General features: G+C 75.2%; 17 protein-coding genes. 5 read left to right on the top strand and 12 right to left on the bottom strand.

The features are described from left to right. Window positions 1–70 precede the first annotated feature (70 nt). Window positions 71–1,225 (top strand): tyrosine-type recombinase/integrase, encoded by a 1,155-nt coding sequence (locus BM165_RS04550; protein WP_083427051.1) that lies wholly within the window; start codon window positions 71–73, stop codon window positions 1,223–1,225. 249 nt (window positions 1,226–1,474) lie between these two features. Here the strand turns inward: BM165_RS04550 and ychF are convergent, their stop codons facing one another. Then, on the bottom strand, window positions 1,475–2,548 hold the full coding sequence (gene ychF, locus BM165_RS04545) for a redox-regulated ATPase YchF (RefSeq protein WP_075012323.1): 1,074 nt from the start codon (window positions 2,546–2,548) through the stop codon (window positions 1,475–1,477). Window positions 2,549–2,643: 95 nt separating this feature from the next. On the opposite strand from ychF, the gene BM165_RS04540 reads away from it, so the two are divergent. Genes BM165_RS04540 through BM165_RS04530 form a run of 3 tightly spaced genes read left to right on the top strand, consistent with a single transcriptional unit; the run spans window position 2,644 to window position 5,519 of the window. Beyond that, window positions 2,644–4,164 carry a flavin-containing monooxygenase gene (locus tag BM165_RS04540; protein ID WP_208976645.1) on the top strand — a complete coding sequence of 507 codons (1,521 nt, stop codon included), beginning with the start codon at window positions 2,644–2,646 and terminating at the stop codon, window positions 4,162–4,164. Window positions 4,165–4,185: 21 nt separating this feature from the next. Next, complete coding sequence (locus BM165_RS04535; RefSeq protein ID WP_143108019.1) at window positions 4,186–5,214, top strand: alpha/beta fold hydrolase; 1,029 nt, start codon at window positions 4,186–4,188, stop codon at window positions 5,212–5,214. Then, entirely contained in the window at window positions 5,211–5,519 is a 309-nt protein-coding gene (locus BM165_RS04530) for a cupin domain-containing protein (RefSeq protein WP_075012322.1), read from the top strand. The genes BM165_RS04535 and BM165_RS04530 overlap by 4 nt, the downstream gene beginning before the upstream one ends. Here BM165_RS04530 and BM165_RS04525 read toward each other — a convergent pair. The 8 genes from BM165_RS04525 to BM165_RS04490 all read right to left on the bottom strand — a co-directional run bounded on the left by BM165_RS04525 (window position 5,413) and on the right by BM165_RS04490 (window position 13,030). Continuing rightward, a complete protein-coding gene (locus BM165_RS04525; protein ID WP_348271786.1) occupies window positions 5,413–6,750 on the bottom strand; it encodes an HNH endonuclease signature motif containing protein in 1,338 nt (445 codons plus the stop codon). The genes BM165_RS04530 and BM165_RS04525 overlap by 107 nt on opposite strands. Before the next feature lie 136 nt (window positions 6,751–6,886). After that, a complete protein-coding gene (locus BM165_RS04520) occupies window positions 6,887–7,408 on the bottom strand; it encodes a hypothetical protein (RefSeq protein ID WP_075012320.1) in 522 nt (173 codons plus the stop codon). A 33-nt stretch (window positions 7,409–7,441) separates the two neighbouring features. Further along, window positions 7,442–8,074, bottom strand: coding sequence for a response regulator (locus BM165_RS04515; RefSeq protein ID WP_075012319.1), 633 nt, complete (start codon window positions 8,072–8,074; stop codon window positions 7,442–7,444). Beyond that, window positions 8,071–9,309, bottom strand: coding sequence for a sensor histidine kinase (locus BM165_RS04510; protein WP_075012621.1), 1,239 nt, complete (start codon window positions 9,307–9,309; stop codon window positions 8,071–8,073). The genes BM165_RS04515 and BM165_RS04510 overlap by 4 nt, the downstream gene beginning before the upstream one ends. Then, window positions 9,306–10,133, bottom strand: coding sequence for an ABC transporter permease (locus BM165_RS04505; RefSeq protein WP_075012318.1), 828 nt, complete (start codon window positions 10,131–10,133; stop codon window positions 9,306–9,308). Before BM165_RS04505 ends, BM165_RS04510 begins: the two co-directional genes overlap by 4 nt. After that, window positions 10,130–11,053 (bottom strand): ABC transporter ATP-binding protein, encoded by a 924-nt coding sequence (locus BM165_RS04500; RefSeq protein WP_075012317.1) that lies wholly within the window; start codon window positions 11,051–11,053, stop codon window positions 10,130–10,132. Before BM165_RS04500 ends, BM165_RS04505 begins: the two co-directional genes overlap by 4 nt. Window positions 11,054–11,147: 94 nt before the next feature. Next, window positions 11,148–12,029 (bottom strand): ABC transporter permease, encoded by an 882-nt coding sequence (locus BM165_RS04495; protein ID WP_244274030.1) that lies wholly within the window; start codon window positions 12,027–12,029, stop codon window positions 11,148–11,150. Then, the gene (locus BM165_RS04490) at window positions 12,026–13,030 is read right to left on the bottom strand and encodes an ABC transporter ATP-binding protein (protein WP_244274029.1); all 1,005 of its coding nucleotides are present in this window, start codon (window positions 13,028–13,030) and stop codon (window positions 12,026–12,028) included. The genes BM165_RS04495 and BM165_RS04490 overlap by 4 nt, the downstream gene beginning before the upstream one ends. A gap of 93 nt (window positions 13,031–13,123) precedes the next feature. Between BM165_RS04490 and BM165_RS04485 the strand changes: the two genes are divergently transcribed. Next, the gene (locus tag BM165_RS04485; protein ID WP_075012315.1) at window positions 13,124–13,936 is read left to right on the top strand and encodes a TetR/AcrR family transcriptional regulator; all 813 of its coding nucleotides are present in this window, start codon (window positions 13,124–13,126) and stop codon (window positions 13,934–13,936) included. Here the strand turns inward: BM165_RS04485 and BM165_RS04480 are convergent. From BM165_RS04480 to BM165_RS04470, 3 genes are read right to left on the bottom strand one after another with little or no spacing between them, the layout of a single operon-like run. After that, window positions 13,893–14,465, bottom strand: a complete 573-nt coding sequence (locus BM165_RS04480; RefSeq protein WP_075012314.1) for a hypothetical protein — start codon at window positions 14,463–14,465, stop codon at window positions 13,893–13,895. The genes BM165_RS04485 and BM165_RS04480 overlap by 44 nt on opposite strands. A gap of 54 nt (window positions 14,466–14,519) precedes the next feature. Next, entirely contained in the window at window positions 14,520–14,765 is a 246-nt protein-coding gene (locus BM165_RS04475) for a hypothetical protein (protein WP_075012313.1), read from the bottom strand. A gap of 11 nt (window positions 14,766–14,776) precedes the next feature. Further along, a complete protein-coding gene (locus BM165_RS04470) occupies window positions 14,777–16,078 on the bottom strand; it encodes a S8 family serine peptidase (protein ID WP_075012312.1) in 1,302 nt (433 codons plus the stop codon). Window positions 16,079–16,174 lie beyond the last annotated feature (96 nt).

Below are 16,174 nucleotides of genomic sequence, written 5' to 3'. Positions count from 1 at the left end.
TCAGACGTCGGGCCCCCAGACTACGTTGACCGGCATTTGAACCTCATCGCGCGGCCGACTGGAGGTCACCGTGGCGAGCATCCAGGACCGGTGGCGCCGGAAGGACCCGGTCACCGGCAAGCTGGTTCCGACAGCGCAGGACGGCAAGGGCCTGCGCTACCGACCGCAGTTCCGCGACCCGTCGGGCCGACAGGTAGCCAAGTCCTTCGCTCTCAAGCGGGACGCACAACGGTGGCTCGACGAGCAGACCGCGCACGTCGCACGAGGCACTTACGTCGATCCCGGCGCAGGCCGGATCACCTTTGCTGAGTTCTACGCCGACTGGTCCGAACGGCAGGTGTGGGCTCCGGGGACTGTCTTGGCCATGAGGCTGGCCGCCAACTCCGTGCCGTTCGCCGACGTCCCGCTGCGATCACTCCGTCGTTCACATGTCGAGGGCTGGGTGAAGGGCATGGTCAGCCGCGGACTCGCCCCCGGCACGGTGCACACCCGGATGAACAACGTCCGCGCGGTGCTGCGTGGCGCTGTCGCGGACAGGCTCATCCCGACCGATCCCAGCGTCGGGGTGGCACTCCCCCGCCGTCGTCGCCCTCAGGCCGCGATGACCCTGCCCACAGCGGCGCAGGTGGGCAGGATTCTCGACGCGGCCGACCCAGCCTTCCGGCCGTTCGTAGCGCTCTGCGCGTTCGCCGGGCTCCGGCTCGGCGAGGCCGCCGGCCTCCAGGTGGCGGACATCGACTTCCTGCGTCGCACCCTCACCGTCGCCCGCCAAGTGCAGCGGGCCGGCCGCGGACAGGTCGAGGTCCGGCCGCCCAAGTACGGCAGCGAGCGAGTCGTGTTCCTGGCACCCGGACTGGTCGAGATGCTGGCCGTACACGTCGCCGCGCAGAACCACGAGGGCGGCTGGATGTTCACCGGGGAAGGCGATCAACCGCCGCACCAGAACACCGTCGGCCACCGCTGGCGCACCGCGATCACCGCTGCCGGAATCTCCGGACTCCGTCTGCACGACCTCCGGCACTTCTACGCCTCGGGGCTGATCGCCTCCGGCTGCGACGTCGTCACCGTCCAGCGCGCACTCGGGCACTCCTCCGCGACCACCACGCTGTCCACGTACTCGCATCTGTGGCCGAGCGCCGAGGACCGCACACGCGCCGCCGCGCAGGCGATGCTCACCGAGTCCTACGGCCCGGAGGCCGACCGGAGCACCACCGGAGGTCGCTGACGAGGCCGGCGCCGGCCTCCAGTGCCTTCCGCCGCGGCGCCCGCCTCCTCCGGCTGTCACGCCGCAGCGGCCTGCCGAGACTGCTCCACGCGTCAGCGACGACCGTCCCCGTCAAGCGTTAGACCGGACCGCAGAGCCGCCCGGAGAGGTGCGAGTCGGCGGCGTCGACGACCTCGAGCTCGGAATCCTGTTGACTGGGTGTTGACTGGAGGACCTGCATCGGCCGCTGACCTGCGGAAACAGGCCGTCCTACACGTTGAAGCGGAACTCCACGACGTCGCCGTCGGACATGACGTAGTCCTTGCCCTCGATGCGCACCCAGCCGCGGGACTTGGCCTCGGCCATCGAGCCGGCCTCCATGAGCTGGTCGTAGGACACGACCTCGGCCTTGATGAACCCGCGCTGGAAGTCGGTGTGGATGACGCCGGCGGCCTGCGGGGCGGTCGCGCCGACCGGGATGGTCCAGGCGCGCGCCTCCTTCGGGCCCGCCGTCAGGTAGGTCTGCAGGCCCAGCGTGCGGAAGCCGACCTTCGCCAGCTGGTCGAGGCCCGGCTCGTTCTGCCCGATCGACGCGAGCAGCTCCGCGGCCTCCTCGGCCGGCAGCTCGGCGAGCTCGGACTCGGTCTTGGCGTCGAGCAGGATCGCCTCGGCCGGCGCCACCAGCTCGCGCAGCTCGGTGATCAGCTCCTCGTTGGCCAGCTCGTCGGCGTCGACGTTGAAGACGTACAGGAACGGCTTCGTCGTCAGCAGCGTCAGCTCGCGCAGCGGCGCGGGGTCTACCCCGGCGGCGAACAGCGTCTGCCCGGAGTTGAGCACCTGCTCGGCGACCTGCGCCGCCTGCAGCAGCGCCGCGCGCTCCTTGTCCTTGCGCGACTCCTTCTCCAGCCGCGGGATCGCCTTCTCCAGCGTCTGCAGATCGGCGAGGACGAGCTCGGTGTTGATCGTCTCGATGTCGTCGCGCGGGGAGACCTTGCCCTCGACGTGGACGACGTCGGGGTCGGTGAACACGCGGATCACCTGGCAGATCGCGTCGCTCTCGCGGATGTTGGCCAGGAACTTGTTGCCCAGCCCCTGCCCCTCGCTGGCGCCGCGGACGATGCCGGCGATGTCGACGAACGACACCGTCGCCGGCACCACCTTCTGCGAGCTGAACAGCTCGGCCAGCTTCCCCAGCCGCTCGTCGGGCACGCCGACGACGCCGACGTTCGGCTCGATCGTGGCGAAGGGGTAGTTGGCCGCCAGGACGTCGTTCTTGGTCAACGCGTTGAACAGCGTCGACTTGCCGACGTTGGGCAGCCCGACGATCCCGATGGTGAGACTCACGGGGGTCCAGCCTACGGGGACCCCGGACGGTGCCGACGACGACCGGTCGGACCCGTGCGACGCTCCCCACACCCCGCACGCCACCGGAGGCGCCCGTGTCCGCGACGACGACGTCGCCCGCTCCCCGTCCCCTGCCCCCGCACGCCCGCGTGGTCGTCGTCGGCAGCGGGTTCTCCGGCATCGGCACCGCCGTCGCCCTGCGGGAGGCGGGCATCGACGACTTCGTCGTCCTCGAGCGCGCCGACGGCCTGGGCGGCACCTGGCGCGACAACACCTACCCCGGCGCGGCCTGCGACGTCCCCAGCCACCTCTACTCCTTCTCCTTCGCGCCGAAGCGGGACTGGTCGCACGTCTACTCGCGCCAGCCGGAGATCCGCAGCTACCTCGAGCAGGTCGCCGCCGACTCCGGCGTGCTCCCGCACCTGCGCTGCGGCACCGACGTCGTCTCCGGGCGGTGGGACGACGACGCGCTGCTCTGGCGGCTGCGGACCTCGCGCGGCGACCTCACCGCCGACGTGCTGGTCAGTGGCGCCGGCGGCCTGGTCGAGCCGCACCTGCCCGACGTGCCGGGCACCGGGACCTTCGCCGGCCCCTGGTTCCACTCCGCGCGCTGGGACCACTCGGTCGACCTGACCGGCAAGCGGGTCGCCGTCGTCGGCACCGGTGCGTCCGCCGCGCAGTTCGTGCCGGAGCTGCAGCGGACGGCGGCGGAGGTCGTCGTCTTCCAGCGCACGCCGCCGTGGGTGATCGCGCGGGCCGACCGCGCCTACACCGAGCGCGAGCACCGGGTGATGGCCGGCGTGCCCGGCTTCCTGCGCCTCGCCCGCGGGGTGCAGTACTGGAGCCGCGAGGCCCGGCTGCGCGCCTTCATCGGCGGCGGGCGGCTGCGCGGCCTGTTCGAGAAGCAGGCGCTGGCCTTCCTCGAGCAGCAGGTGCCCGACCCGGAGCTGCGCGCGAGGCTCACCCCGGACTACGCCATCGGCTGCAAGCGGGTGATCGTCAGCGACGACTACCTGCGGGCGCTGACCCGGCCGAACGTGCAGGTCGTCGCGTCCCCGGTGACGGAGGTGCGCCCGCACGCGGTGGTCGCCGCCGACGGGACCGAGCACGAGGTCGACGTCGTCGTCTACGGCACCGGCTTCCGGGTGATGGACATCCCGCTCGCCCACCGGCTCACCGGCCGCGAGGGCCGCACGCTGTCCGAGGAGTGGGAGCGCTCGGGCGTCCAGGCCCACCGCGGCACCACCGTCGCCGGCTTCCCGAACCTGTTCCTCCTGCTCGGCCCGAACACCGTGCTCGGCCACACCTCGGTCGTGATCATGATCGAGGCGCAGATCGGCTACGTCGTCGCGGCGCTGCGCGCGATGCGGGACGCCCGTGCCGACGCCCTCGAGGTGCGGCGGTCGGCACAGGACGCCTCGAACGCGCGGCTGCAGGCCGAGCTCACCGGCACCGTGTGGAACGCCGGCGGCTGCCGGTCCTGGTACCGCGACGAGCAGGGGCGGAACTTCACCCTCTGGCCCACGCACACGGTCACCTTCATGCGCCTCATGCGGCGTTTCGACGCCGAGTCCTACGAGCTGCGCGCCGCCCGGCGCGTCCCCGTCCCCGCCTGACCTCCGGAGGTCCACTCCCCCATGCGCACGTCCATCACCATCGCCGGAGCCGCCGTCCTCGCCGCCGGTGCCGCGGTCGCCCGGCGCCGTGCCGCCCGTCCCGCTCCGTCGCCGGCGGCCGCACCCGAGCCGCCGCCGCAGGGCCGCGTCCGCACGGTGACCACCGAGGACGGCCTCGAGCTGCACGTCGAGGAGTTCGGGGCGGAGCAGCCCGTCGCGACCGTCGTCCTCGCGCACGGCTACGTGCAGTCGTCACGGCTGTGGGCCGGCCAGGTGCGCGACCTGCTGGCGGCCCGGCCGGACCTGCGGGTGGTCACCTACGACCACCGCGGGCACGGGCGGTCCGGGCCGACGACGCGCGACCGCGCCACGATCGAGGTGCTCGGGCGGGACATGGCGCGGGTGGTCGAGGAGGTCGCGCCGGCCGGGCCGGTGGTCGTCGCCGGGCACTCGATGGGCGGCATGACGCTGATGGCACTGGCCGAGCAGCGTCCCGACCTCCTCGGCGAGCGGGTGGTCGGCGTCGCGTTCGTGGGCACCAGTTCCGGCGGCCTGGACGCGGTGACCTACGGGCTGCCGCGGCCGGTGGCCCGCGTGGTCGAGAAGCTGCTGCCGGTGCTCAACGAGCGGGCGGTCCGGGCGGAGCGGGCCGGCCGGCCGCGCGTGGTCGGCCCGCTGGACATGAAGCTGATCTTCAGCGGCACGGCCGACGCGGCGGACGTCGCGGCCGCGATGGACGTCCACCGCGCCTGCTCGGCGGAGACCGTGGCCGCGTTCCTGCCCACCTTCTCCGACCACGACCGCGCCAGGGCCCTGGAGGCGCTCGCCGAGGTGCCGGCGCTGGTGGCCGTGGGCGACGCCGACCGGCTCTGCCCGGTCGAGCACAGCCGCGCCATCGCCGACGCCCTGCCCATGGCCGAGCTCGCCGTCTACCCCGGGGTCGGACACATGGTGCAGCTGGAGCGCCGCGCGGAGGTCAGCCGGCGGCTCCTCGCCCTGGTCGACCGCGCGCTCGCCCGGGCGTCGGCGTCGGTGGACGTGGTGCCGTGAAGCGACCCGTCGACCTGGCGGCGGTCCTGGCCGGCATCGACGAGCCGTGGTCGCCGCGCACCGTCGCCGTCCTCAACGACTACGACGTCCGCGTCGTGCACACCCGTGGCAGGTTCACCCGCCACAGCCACCTGGAGACCGACGAGGTCTTCCTCGTGCTCTCGGGCTCGCTGACCATCCGGATGGACAACGGCGACGTCACGCTCGGCCCGGGCCAGCTCTACGTCGTGCCGAAGGGCACGCCGCACCAGCCGTACTCGCCCGACGGCGCGCAGGTGCTGCTGGTCGAGCGAGCACCACGGTGAACACGGGGGACAGCCCGAGCGAGCTCACCGCGGAGCGTCGAGTGGTCGACCTGTAGCGATCAAGCGGCGGGGACCAGCGCCGCGGGGGTGGTGATCTCCGAACCGTCGGGTCGCCAGGTGCGCCATCGCCCGTCCGGTTTCGTTCGACGCGGAACCCGTGGTGGACCTTCGTGTGGTGCCGTTCGCAGAGCAGCCCGCTGTTGGCCAGCGACGTCTGGCCGCCGTCGATCCAGTGGATCAGGTGGTGGACGTCGCACCAGGAGTTCGGTGCGTCGCAGCCGGTGAACACGCAGCCGCCGTCGCGGGCCTCGACCGCCCGCCGCAGCGGCCCGGAGACCAGTCGCTGTTCGCGGCCGACGTCGAGCGGGGCGCCGTCGGGGCCGAACACGACCCGGGCGATGCCGCTATCGCAGGCCAGCCAGCGGGCGCGGGCGGCGGAGATGGTGGCGCCGAACCCCGTGGTGGCCGCACCGGCGCCGGTGGCCGGGTCGGCCAGGTCGTCGAGGTCGATGCGGACCGCGACGTGGGGCTTGACCGTGCGCAGCACCGGCGCCGCGCCGGAGGCGAGGGCGTTGTCGGCGATCTGCACCAGGGCGTCGCCCTGCCGCTGCGCGCGGGTGCGCTCGTCCCCGGCGGGCCGGTCGGCCTGGACATGCGCCTCCACCGCGGCCTGGACCTTCTCCCTACCCACGGCGTCGAGGTGCCCGTGGAAGGACACCGACCCGTCGGCGTGCCGGACGAAGACGAGCCGGCGCCCCTCGGTGGGGTCCGGCCCGGGCCCGTCGGGCTCCAGACCGAGCAGGTAGCGGGCCACCACCGCCACCAGGTCGGCGTGCGGCCGCTGCACCGCCACCCCGGTGAAGACGGCGTCGATGACCGCCAGGTCCACACCGGCAGCGGCGGCCGCGGCCAGCCGCCGCGGCGTCACCGCCCGGGCCGCCTCGGCGACCTGCCCGGCGCTGGCCAACCCCGCCTCGGCCGCCTCGGCCAGGGCGGGCAGGTGCTCCATCGCTCGCCCGGCGGTCACCAGCCGCAGGGCCTCCGACCCCGACAGCCGGCAGTGCCCCCGCAACCACGCAGCCATCGACCGCTGACCGTCCCGCTCCGGCGCCTGCGCCAGCTCCGCGGCCCGCACCCGGCGGGCCAGCGCGGCGTCGATCCGGTTGCGCTCGGCGACCAGCGCGGCGACGTCGTCGAGCACGTCACCCGGCCGCCAGTCACTCGAACACATGATCGAATTATAGCCGAAGTCGGATCAGTCCGCGACCCGAATCCGCAGGTCAGCGACCCGTCCACAGATCGCGGCCGCGCGTGACGCAGGATCATCGACCGCCCACGCCGACCGACCGGCCGGCCGCCGCCACCCGTCAGCGGACGGAGTCGTCGCGGTCCTGCATGAACTCGACCTGGGCCTGCGCCCGGACCTCCACGCCGTCGAGGAACGCTGCCGCGGCGAGCATCTCGCGGTGGACCGCGGCGACGTCGACGCGCTCGGCACCGAAGGCCGTCTGCAGCCGGATCAGGGCGCGGGACGTGACCGCGGCGTCCTCGGCGGCGTCAGGCCACAGGTCGAGCAGCACGTCCTGCACCCCGCCCCAGTGCGCGAAGACGTCGTCCCCGTCGAGGGTCAGCGACCGCCCGGTCAGCAGGGGCAGGCTGTCGACGAGGCCGCGCAGTGACAGGCGCAGGTGTCGCCGCCAGGCACGCAGGAAGCCGTAGGCCACCCAGTGGTCGGCCGGGTACCCGGTGGTCAACCGCGCGTAGAGCAGGGCCACCTCCTGGCGGGCACCCTCCCGCTGCTCGTACCAGCCCTGCGGCCCGTCCCAGGACAGCCGGACGAGGAGCGCCTCCGGCGCCCCGGTCACCACCGGTTCCGGGTCGTCCGTCATGGTCCGGCACGGTAGAGGACGGACGCGGGCCGGTCAGCCGCCCGGCCGCGGCAGCAGGCCGCGCTCGACGGCGACCATCACCGCGCGGGTGCGGTCGTCGACGCCGAGCTTGGCGAACAGCCGCAGCAGGTGGGTCTTCACCGTCGCCTCGCCGATGAACAGCTCGCGGCCGATGTCGGCGTTGGTGAGCCCCCGCGCCACCCCGGCCAGCACCTCGAGCTCCCGCGCGGTCGGCTCCTCGACGACCGGCGCGCGCATGCGGGACACCAGCCGGGCGGCCACCGGCGGCGCGAGCACCGTCTCCCCGCGCGCGGCGGCCCGGACGGCGTCGGCGAGCTGCGGCAGCGGCGCGTCCTTGAGCAGGTAGCCGGTGGCGCCGGCCGCGACGGCCCGCACGATGTCGGCGTCGGTGTCGTAGGTGGTCAGCACCAGCACGCGCACGCCGGGATGGGAGGCGGCCAGCCGCTCGATCGCGGTGACGCCGTCCATCCGCGGCATCCGCAGGTCCATGAGCACGACGTCGGGCGCGGTCGCGGCCACCTGGGCCAGCGCCTCCAGCCCGTCGGCGGCCTCCCCGACGACGTCGAGGTCCTCCTGGGCGGCCAGCCAGCCGACCAGGCCACCGCGCACCACCGGGTGGTCGTCGACCACGAGGACGCGGATCACGAGCCGGGCACCCGCACCGTCACCCGCGTGCCCGAGCCCGGCACCGAGACGACGTCGACCTCGCCGCCCACCTGCGTCACCCGCCCGCGCAGCCCCTCCAGGCCCGACACGGTCACCGCCGCGGGGTCGAAGCCCACGCCGTCGTCCTCCACGTGCACCGACACCTGCGAGCCCACCCGCGCCAGCCGCAGCACCACCGCCGAGGCACCGGCGTGCCGGCGGACGTTGGTCAGCGCCTCCTGCGCCCCGCGCAGCAGCACCACCTCCTCGTCGGTGCGCAACCCCGGCGCGGCGTCGAGCGCCGAGGTGTCCACCCGCACCGGCAGCCCGGTCTCGCGGGCGAACCGCTCGGCGAGGCGGCCCAGCGCCTCCATCAGCGTCGACCCGTCCAGGGCCACCGGCCGGAACGCGGCCACCACCGCCCGCGCCTCGGCCAGGTTGTCGCGGGCCACCTCCTCGATGACCGCCAGCTTCTCCCGGGCGGCGTCAGGAGCGGGGCCGACGAGCGCCGCGGCGGTCTGGGAGAGCACGACGATCGACGTGTAGCCCTGCGCCAGGGTGTCGTGCACCTCCTGCGCCAGCCGCTCGCGCTCGGCCAGCACGCCGCGCTCGCGCTCGGCGGCGGCGAGCTCGGAGCGGGTGGCCTCCAGCTGGGCGATCAGCGAGGCCCGCTCGGCGCTCTGCCGCAGCACGTGGCTGATCCACAGGCCGAGCGCCAGGCTGAACGCCAGGCTGATGACCGACTCCCGCAGGACCTCCAGCGTCGACCGCCCGGCCTCCGCGTCGGTCACCGGGCCGACGGCGCTGGCGACGGCGAGCAGCACCGTCCACACGACCCCGGTCCGCGTCCCCTGCACGACGAACCACACCTGCGGGTAGGCGAGGAAGAGCAGGAACAGCAGCCCGGGCGCCAGGACGCCGAGCAGCCCGAAGGAGACGACCACGACCACGAGGTGGGTCAGCGCCCGCCAGCGGTGCCCGCCGCTGAGCGCCGGGCCGCCGGCGAGCACGTAGGACAGCGCCAGCGCCCCCAGGACGGCGAGCACCGGACCGCGCTCCCCGGTACCGGTCACCTCGCCGGACCCGACGCTGAGCAGGGCCAGCGCCCAGAGCCCCGCCGAGATGACGTGCATCCCGACCAGGGTGGTCCGCCAGCCGCGCTCGGACAGCGGCGCGCCGCCGTCGTCCTCCGCGGGAGGGACGACGGCGGCGGTCAGCCGGTGCCGGAGGCTCACGTCGTCCGGCGCCAGCGGAAGGTCCGGGCGCACACCACGACGCCGATGATCACCCATGCGGCCAGCACCAGGGCAGTGGTCCCGTGCTCCCAGGTGCCGGCGGGCTCGGCCACCGCGGCGGCGTCGGGGAGGAAGACCGAGCGCATGCCCTGCACCATCCACTTCAGCGGGAAGACCGCGGCCACCTCCTGCATCCACGACGGCAGCTCGGAGAAGACGAAGAAGACCCCCGAGAAGAACTGCAGGACGATGGCGAACGCCGCGATCCCGTTGCCCACCGAGCGGGTGCTGCCGACCGAGGCCACCGCGATGCCGAGCACGGTGCCTGCCAGGGCGCCCCCGAGCACCACCCAGGCGAAGGTCACCCAGCGGCCGGCCTCCGAGGGCAGCGGCACGTCGTAGACCGTGGCCGCCACGGTCAGGAGCGCGGTCAGCTGGACCGCGGTCGTCACCAGCACCTGGCCGGCCTTGCCGAGGAAGTAGGACACCGCCGGCGTACCGACGGTCTGCAGCCGGGCGAGGTCGCCGCGGTCGCGCTCCTCGGCGATCGCCGTCCCGACCGCCTGGAAGCTGGTCAGCATGATCCCGGTGGCCGCGATCCCCGCCAGGAAGTACTGCGCGAACGGCACCCCGGCCGGCCGGTCCTCGTCGGCCATCACCGACGCGAAGATCACCAGCATCACGATCGGGTAGGCGAAGGAGAACACCACCTGGCCGGGGTCGCGGACGAACAGCCGCAGCTCCAGGCCGACGCGGGCCAGCCCGATGGCGGCGGCCGACGGCGGCGACGGGCGGGTGACGGCGGGGGTCAGGGCGGCGGTCATCGCGCGGTCTCCTCGGGAGCGGTGGCGCCGACCATCGCGAGGTAGACGTCCTCGAGGCCGGGGCGGGTGACGGTGAGGCCGGGGACCTCCCCGGCGGGGTGCGCGGCGAGCAGGTCGCGCAGGACGGCGGCCGGCTCCGGCGTGGTGACCTCGCGGGGCACGCCGTCCTCGAGCCAGCGGACGGTGGCCGCCTGCCGCAGGCCGGCGCCGAGCTCGGCCGGCGGGGCGACCTCGACGAGCCGGCCGGCGCTGATGACGCCGACCCGGTCGGCCAGGTGCGCGGCCTCGTCGAGGTAGTGGGTGGTGAGCAGCACCGTGGTGCCGCGGTCGCGCAGGCCCTCGACCAGCGACCAGAACCGGCGGCGGGCCACCGGGTCCATGCCGGTGGTGGGCTCGTCGAGGAACAGCAGCTCCGGCCGGCCCTGCACACCGAGTGCCACCTCCAGCCGCCGGCGCTGCCCGCCGGAGAGCCTGTCCACCCGGGTGCGGGCGGCCTCGCGCAGCCCGACGTCGGCGAGCAGCTCGGCCGTCGGCACCGGCGTCGCGTGGTAGCGGGCGAAGTGGTCGAGCGTCTCGCGCACGGTGAGCGCGTTGCCGGCGCCCGTGCTCTGGCCGACGACGCCGACCCGGTCGCGCCAGGCCCGTCCCGCGCGGGCGGGGTCCTCGCCCAGGACGTCGACGTCGCCGCCGTCGCGGCGGCGCACGCCCTCCAGAATCTCGACGGTGGTCGTCTTGCCCGCCCCGTTCGGCCCGAGCAGGGCGAACACCTCCCCGCGCCGCACGTCGAGGTCGATGCCGTCCACCACGGTCCGGTCGCCGTAGCGCTTGAGCAGCCCGCGCGCGCGGACCGCGGAGTCGTCCCGCGCCCCGGCCACCGGGGCGGGCGCCGTCTCGGTCGATGTCACCCGGGTCGATGTCATGGCACGAGCCTGTCGGCCGCAGGCGGTCGGCGGCACCTCCGGTCCGTGGGCCGGCCGTCCACCGGTCGGTGGACGGCCGGCCTCTCCCGTCAGGTCACCGCGACAGCGCCTGGTACCGGCGGACGCTCAGCACGGCGAACACCGTGCCGATCACCACCGGCCAGACCACCGCGAGCAGCAGCGCGTTCTCGGTCGGCCAGCCGCCGCCGGCCCCGACCGGGTTGCCGAACAGCTCGCGCACGGCGGTGACCGTGGTCGCCAGCGGGTTCCACTCGGCGACCGCGGCCAGCCAGCCGGGCATCGTCGCGGTGGCGACGAAGGCGTTGGACAGGAACGCGAAGGGCCAGACCAGGATCTGCACGGCGACCACCGCCGCGGGGTCGCGGGCGACCAGGCCGAGGTGGATGCCGGCCCACAGGCAGGCCAGCCGCAGCAGCAGGAGCAGCCCGACCGCCGCCAGCGCGGGTCCCACGGCGCCGGGCCGCCAGCCGATCGCCAGGCCGCCGGCCAGCAGGACGAGCAGGCCGGCGACGGAGGCGGCCACGTCGGCCAGGAAACGGCCCAGCACGACCGCCGACGGCGCCATCGGCAGCGAGCGGAACCGGTCGGTGATCCCGCGGCCGGCGTCGGTGGCCACCGCGGTCATCGTGGCCTCCAGCCCGAACACCATCGCCAGCGCGAGCATCCCGGGGAACAGGAAGTCGAGGTAGTCGCCGCCCCCGGGGACGACCATGCCGCCGCCGAGCAGGTACCCGAACATGACCAGCAGCAGGACCGGGAACAGCAGGCCCACCAGCAGCGCGGCAGGCCGGCGCCGCCAGTGGGCGACGTCGCGGCCGGCCACGGTCAGGCCGTCGGCCACCGCCCACCGCAGCCGCTCCAGCACCGACTCCTCCTGCACCGACTCCTCCTGCACCGACTCCTCCTGCACCGACTCCTCGGGCACCGGCTCCCCGTGCACCGCAGGCGCGCTCACGCCGGCACCCCCGCCGGCGCCTCCGCCGGCTCGCGGCGGGTGATCCGCAGGTAGGCCTCGTCCAGGGTCGTCGGGCGCAGGGCGAGGTCGTCGACCTCGATGCCCGCGGCGTCCAGGGCGCGGACGACGGCGCCGACCGCACCCGCCCGCCGGGCGACCGGCACGGTCACCCGCACCGGCGGTGGCCCGCCGGGCGCGGCCCCGGGTGGACCGGCGAGGGCCGGCCCGGCCAGCGCCCGTTCCACCAGCGCCCGTTCCACCACGGAGACGGCCTCCGCCGCGCGTGCCGGGTCGCTGACCACGAGCTCGAGGCGGTCCCCGCCGACCGCCGCGGTCAGCTCCGCCGGGGTCCCGCGGGCGACCACCCGCCCGGCGTCGAGCACGCAGACGTCGTCGGCGAGCTGCTCGGCCTCCTCCAGGTACTGCGTGGTGAGCAGGACCGTGGTGCCGGCGGCCACGAGGGCACGGACGGCGTCCCACACGTCGCGGCGGCCGGCCGGGTCCAGACCGGTCGTCGGCTCGTCGAGGAAGAGCACCCGGGGGGCGAGGACCAGCCCGGCGGCGAGGTCGAGCCGCCGGCGCATGCCGCCGGAGAACTGCTGCACCGGCCGGTCGCCGGTGTCCGACAGCCCGACCTGGTCGAGCAGCTCCCCGGCCCGCCGGCGGGCGGCGCGCCGGTCGAGGTGGTGCAGCCGGGCGAACAGCTCCAGGTTCTGCCGCGCGCCGAGCACCTCGTCGACGGCGGGCTGCTGCCCGACCAGCCCGATGCGGCGGCGCACCTGCCGCGGCTCGCGGACGACGTCGTGCCCGGCCACCTCGACGCGGCCGCGGTCGGGCCGCACCAGCGTGGTCATGATGCGCACCGCCGTCGTCTTGCCCGCCCCGTTCGGACCGAGGAGGGCGCACACCGTGCCGGCGCGGACGTCAAGGTCGACGTCGTCGAGCACCGCCGTCCCGCCGTAGCTCTTCCCCAGGCCCGTCGCCCTGACAGCCGTCTCCACCGGATACCTCCGTACGCTGTACGCCATTGCCGGACGATGGCACCGTACACCGTACGGAGACGCGTCGCTACGACGCTGCGGGAGGCTGGGCGCATGGCCACCGAGTTCACGGGCATCGGCGACCCGGCCCGCAGCATGGACCTGCTCTGGCGCACGGCACCGGCGTCCGGGCGGCGGCCGGGCCCGCGGTCGTCGCTGGACGTCGACCGGGTGGTCGCCGCCGCCGTGCGCCTGGCCGACGCCGAGGGGCTGCCCGCGCTGTCGATGCGCCGGGTGGCCGCCGACCTGGGCGTGGGCGCGATGACCCTCTACGGCCACGTGCCCGGCAAGGGCGAGCTCGTCGACCTCATGCTCGACTCGGTCCTGGCCGAGCTCTACCCGGACGAGACCGTGGTCACCGGCGGGGACTGGCGCGCGCGCCTGGAGGCGGTGGCCCGGGCCAACTGGGACCTCTTCCTCCGGCACCCGTGGGCGCTGCACCTGGCCACCGGCCGCCCGCCGCTGGGCCCGCACCTGATGCGCAAGTACGAGCTCGAGCTGCGCGCCGTCGACGGGCTCGGCCTGTCCGAGGTCGAGATGGACCTGCTGGTCACCCTCGTCAACGACCTCGTGCAGGGCACCGTCGGTGGCGTCCACGAGAAGGTGGTGGCCGAGCAGGTCAGCGGCGTGTCGGAGGACCAGTGGTGGACGGCGATGGCGCCGCACGTCGACCGCTTCTTCGACGCGGAGCGCTTCCCCACCGCCGCCCGCGTCGGGCCGGTGGCCGGCGAGGAGCTGCAGGCCGCCTCCGACCCCGAGCGCTCCTTCGCCTTCGGCCTGGCCCGGCTCCTCGACGGGGTCGGCGTGCTGGTCGAGCAGCGCGCTAGCGACCCGTCCCGAGCACCGGCCGGCCCGCCAGCGCGCTGACCACCTCGACGGCGTCGTCCCACCAGCGCGCGTAGTGGTACGGGTCGGCGTTGCGCTGGGTGCGGTGCGCGGCGATCGTCGGCGGCAGCGAGCGCCAGCCGGGCACCTCCTCCAGCGCGCGGAAGAAGTTGGTGGCACTGGTGGCCGGGTCCATCCGGTCGGCGTAGGAGCCCCAGGCGCCGTTGTCGCGCTGCTGGAACAGCCCGCGCGAGTCGGGGCCCACGGCGTCGCCGCGGTCGAGGACGCGCAGCGAGGACTCCCCCATCGCCGTCATCACGCCGACCACCTGGGCGCAGGTGTCCAGCCCGAGGGCGTGCGCGGCGTTGACGATCGCCGCGGCGTTGGCCAGCTGCTCGCCGGACCACCCGGCGACCGGCCCCTCGGGCACCGCCGCGGGGTCGACCCGGATGCCGGGCCCGGCCGCCGCGCACTCCGCCGACGGCGGCGGGTCGGCGGTCACCTGCCGCACCGCCAGCAGTGCCCCGAGCACCGCGAGGACGACGACGGCGACCCCCACCGCCGTCCGCACCCCCGTCCACCGCACACCCCGGTCAACGGACGGCGGTCCCGGGACGTCCCCGGCCTACTGGACCGGCGCGTCCGGCGGCGGCAGCTGGACCCGCAACTGCTCGTCGACCGACGTCACGCCCTCGACGGCGAGCAGGGTCGACCGCGCGTCGGCGGGCGCCTGGCCGGTGATGAGCCCGAGCGTGCCGAGCACCCGGTCGACCTGCATGCCCGAGTCGCGCAGCGCCCGGGCCACGGCGTCGAGGTCGGCCAGGTGCCCGTCGTCGACGGTCACGCTGAAGCGCGCCAGCGGGGACCCCATGGGGCGGGAGGTTACGCCGTGCCGGCGCCCTCCTGGGGTGCCAGCGCCAGCCCGCTGCCGACGTCGACCGACGGCTCGCCCAGCCGGCGGCTCGCCTGGGTGAGGGTGGCCCACAGCTCGAGGCCGCGCCGCCCGGTGGCCTCGGCCCACAGCGCCGCCAGTCCCGCGACGTGCGGGGTGGCCATGCTGGTGCCGCTGATCGTCTCGTAGCGGGTGGGCATGGGCCAGGTCGAGAGCACGTCGACGCCCGGGGCGGCGAGGTCGACCTCCCCGCCGGGCGTGGGCAGGCTGCGGGCGGAGAACCAGGCGGTGGTGAGCGCGCTGGTCAGGGCCCCGACGGCCATGATCTCGACGCTGTTGGCAGGGGCGCCGACGAAGCCGGGGTCGCCGTTCTCCCGGTCGGCGTTGTTGCCGGCCGCGGCCACGATCAGCGAGCCCTGCTGCAGGGCGCGCCGCCCGGCGGCCGAGTACGGCGGGTGGGCCTCGGCGACGTCGGCGCCCAGCGACATCGAGATCACGGCGCAGCCGTTGGCCACCGCCCAGTCGATGCCGGCCAGGATGCCGCCGTCGTCGCCGCTGCCCTCGTCGCTGAGCACCTTGCCGGCGAAGACCTCCGCCTCCGACGCGACGCCGTACCGCGGCCCGGCCGGGGGCACCCGCGGGCCGCACGCGGTGCCGGTGCAGTGGGTGCCGTGGCCGTGCCCGTCCTGGGCGCTGTCGACCCCGGTGACGAACGACTCCGCGGTCACCGGGCGGCCGGCGAAGTCGGGGTGGGCGAGGTCGAGCCCGGTGTCGAGGACGGCGACCCGGATGCCGCGGCCGGTGAACGGCGACGTGGTCGCCTGCACCGCCTGCACGCCCCAGGTGGCCGCCGGGGTGTCCTCGAACAACGGCGGCGGGGGCGCGGTGCCCTCCCCGGGGCCGCTGCTCCCGAGCCGGCCGGCGAGGTCGGTGACGCCGTCGCGGTAGCCGCGGACGTAGGCCGACGGGTCCTCGGGGAGCACCCGGTGCACCAGCTCCGGCGACACCGACAGCACCGGCCGGCGCGCCGAGCGCAGCGCGCTGACCTGGTCCGGAGCGGCGTCGACGACCGCGATGCCCAGCCGGGCGAACACCGTGGCACCCGCCTGGCGGAGGGCCTGCGCGGGGACCCGGCCGGACGTGAAGTCCCGCGAGTCGGCGACGTCGGTGATCCCGGCCGCCGACCAGTCGACGGCCTCCCCGTCGGGGTCGGCGAAGACGACGACCTGCCGCCCGGTCGTGCTCACCCCCGGCAGGCGTCGCGGGCGGCGGGCGGCCGGCGGGTCGATCATGGTTCCCCCTGGTGAACGGCGTGGTACCGACAGTGGTCGCAGTCTGACGGCCGGTACCGACGACTGCCCACGGCCGCGTCCGATTCCCGCCGGTCG

The sequence above is a fragment of the Geodermatophilus obscurus genome (assembly GCF_900115395.1).
In the GTDB taxonomy this organism is placed as follows: Bacteria; Actinomycetota; Actinomycetes; order Mycobacteriales; family Geodermatophilaceae; genus Geodermatophilus; species Geodermatophilus obscurus_B.
This window is presented reverse-complemented; position numbering and strand designations above follow the sequence as displayed.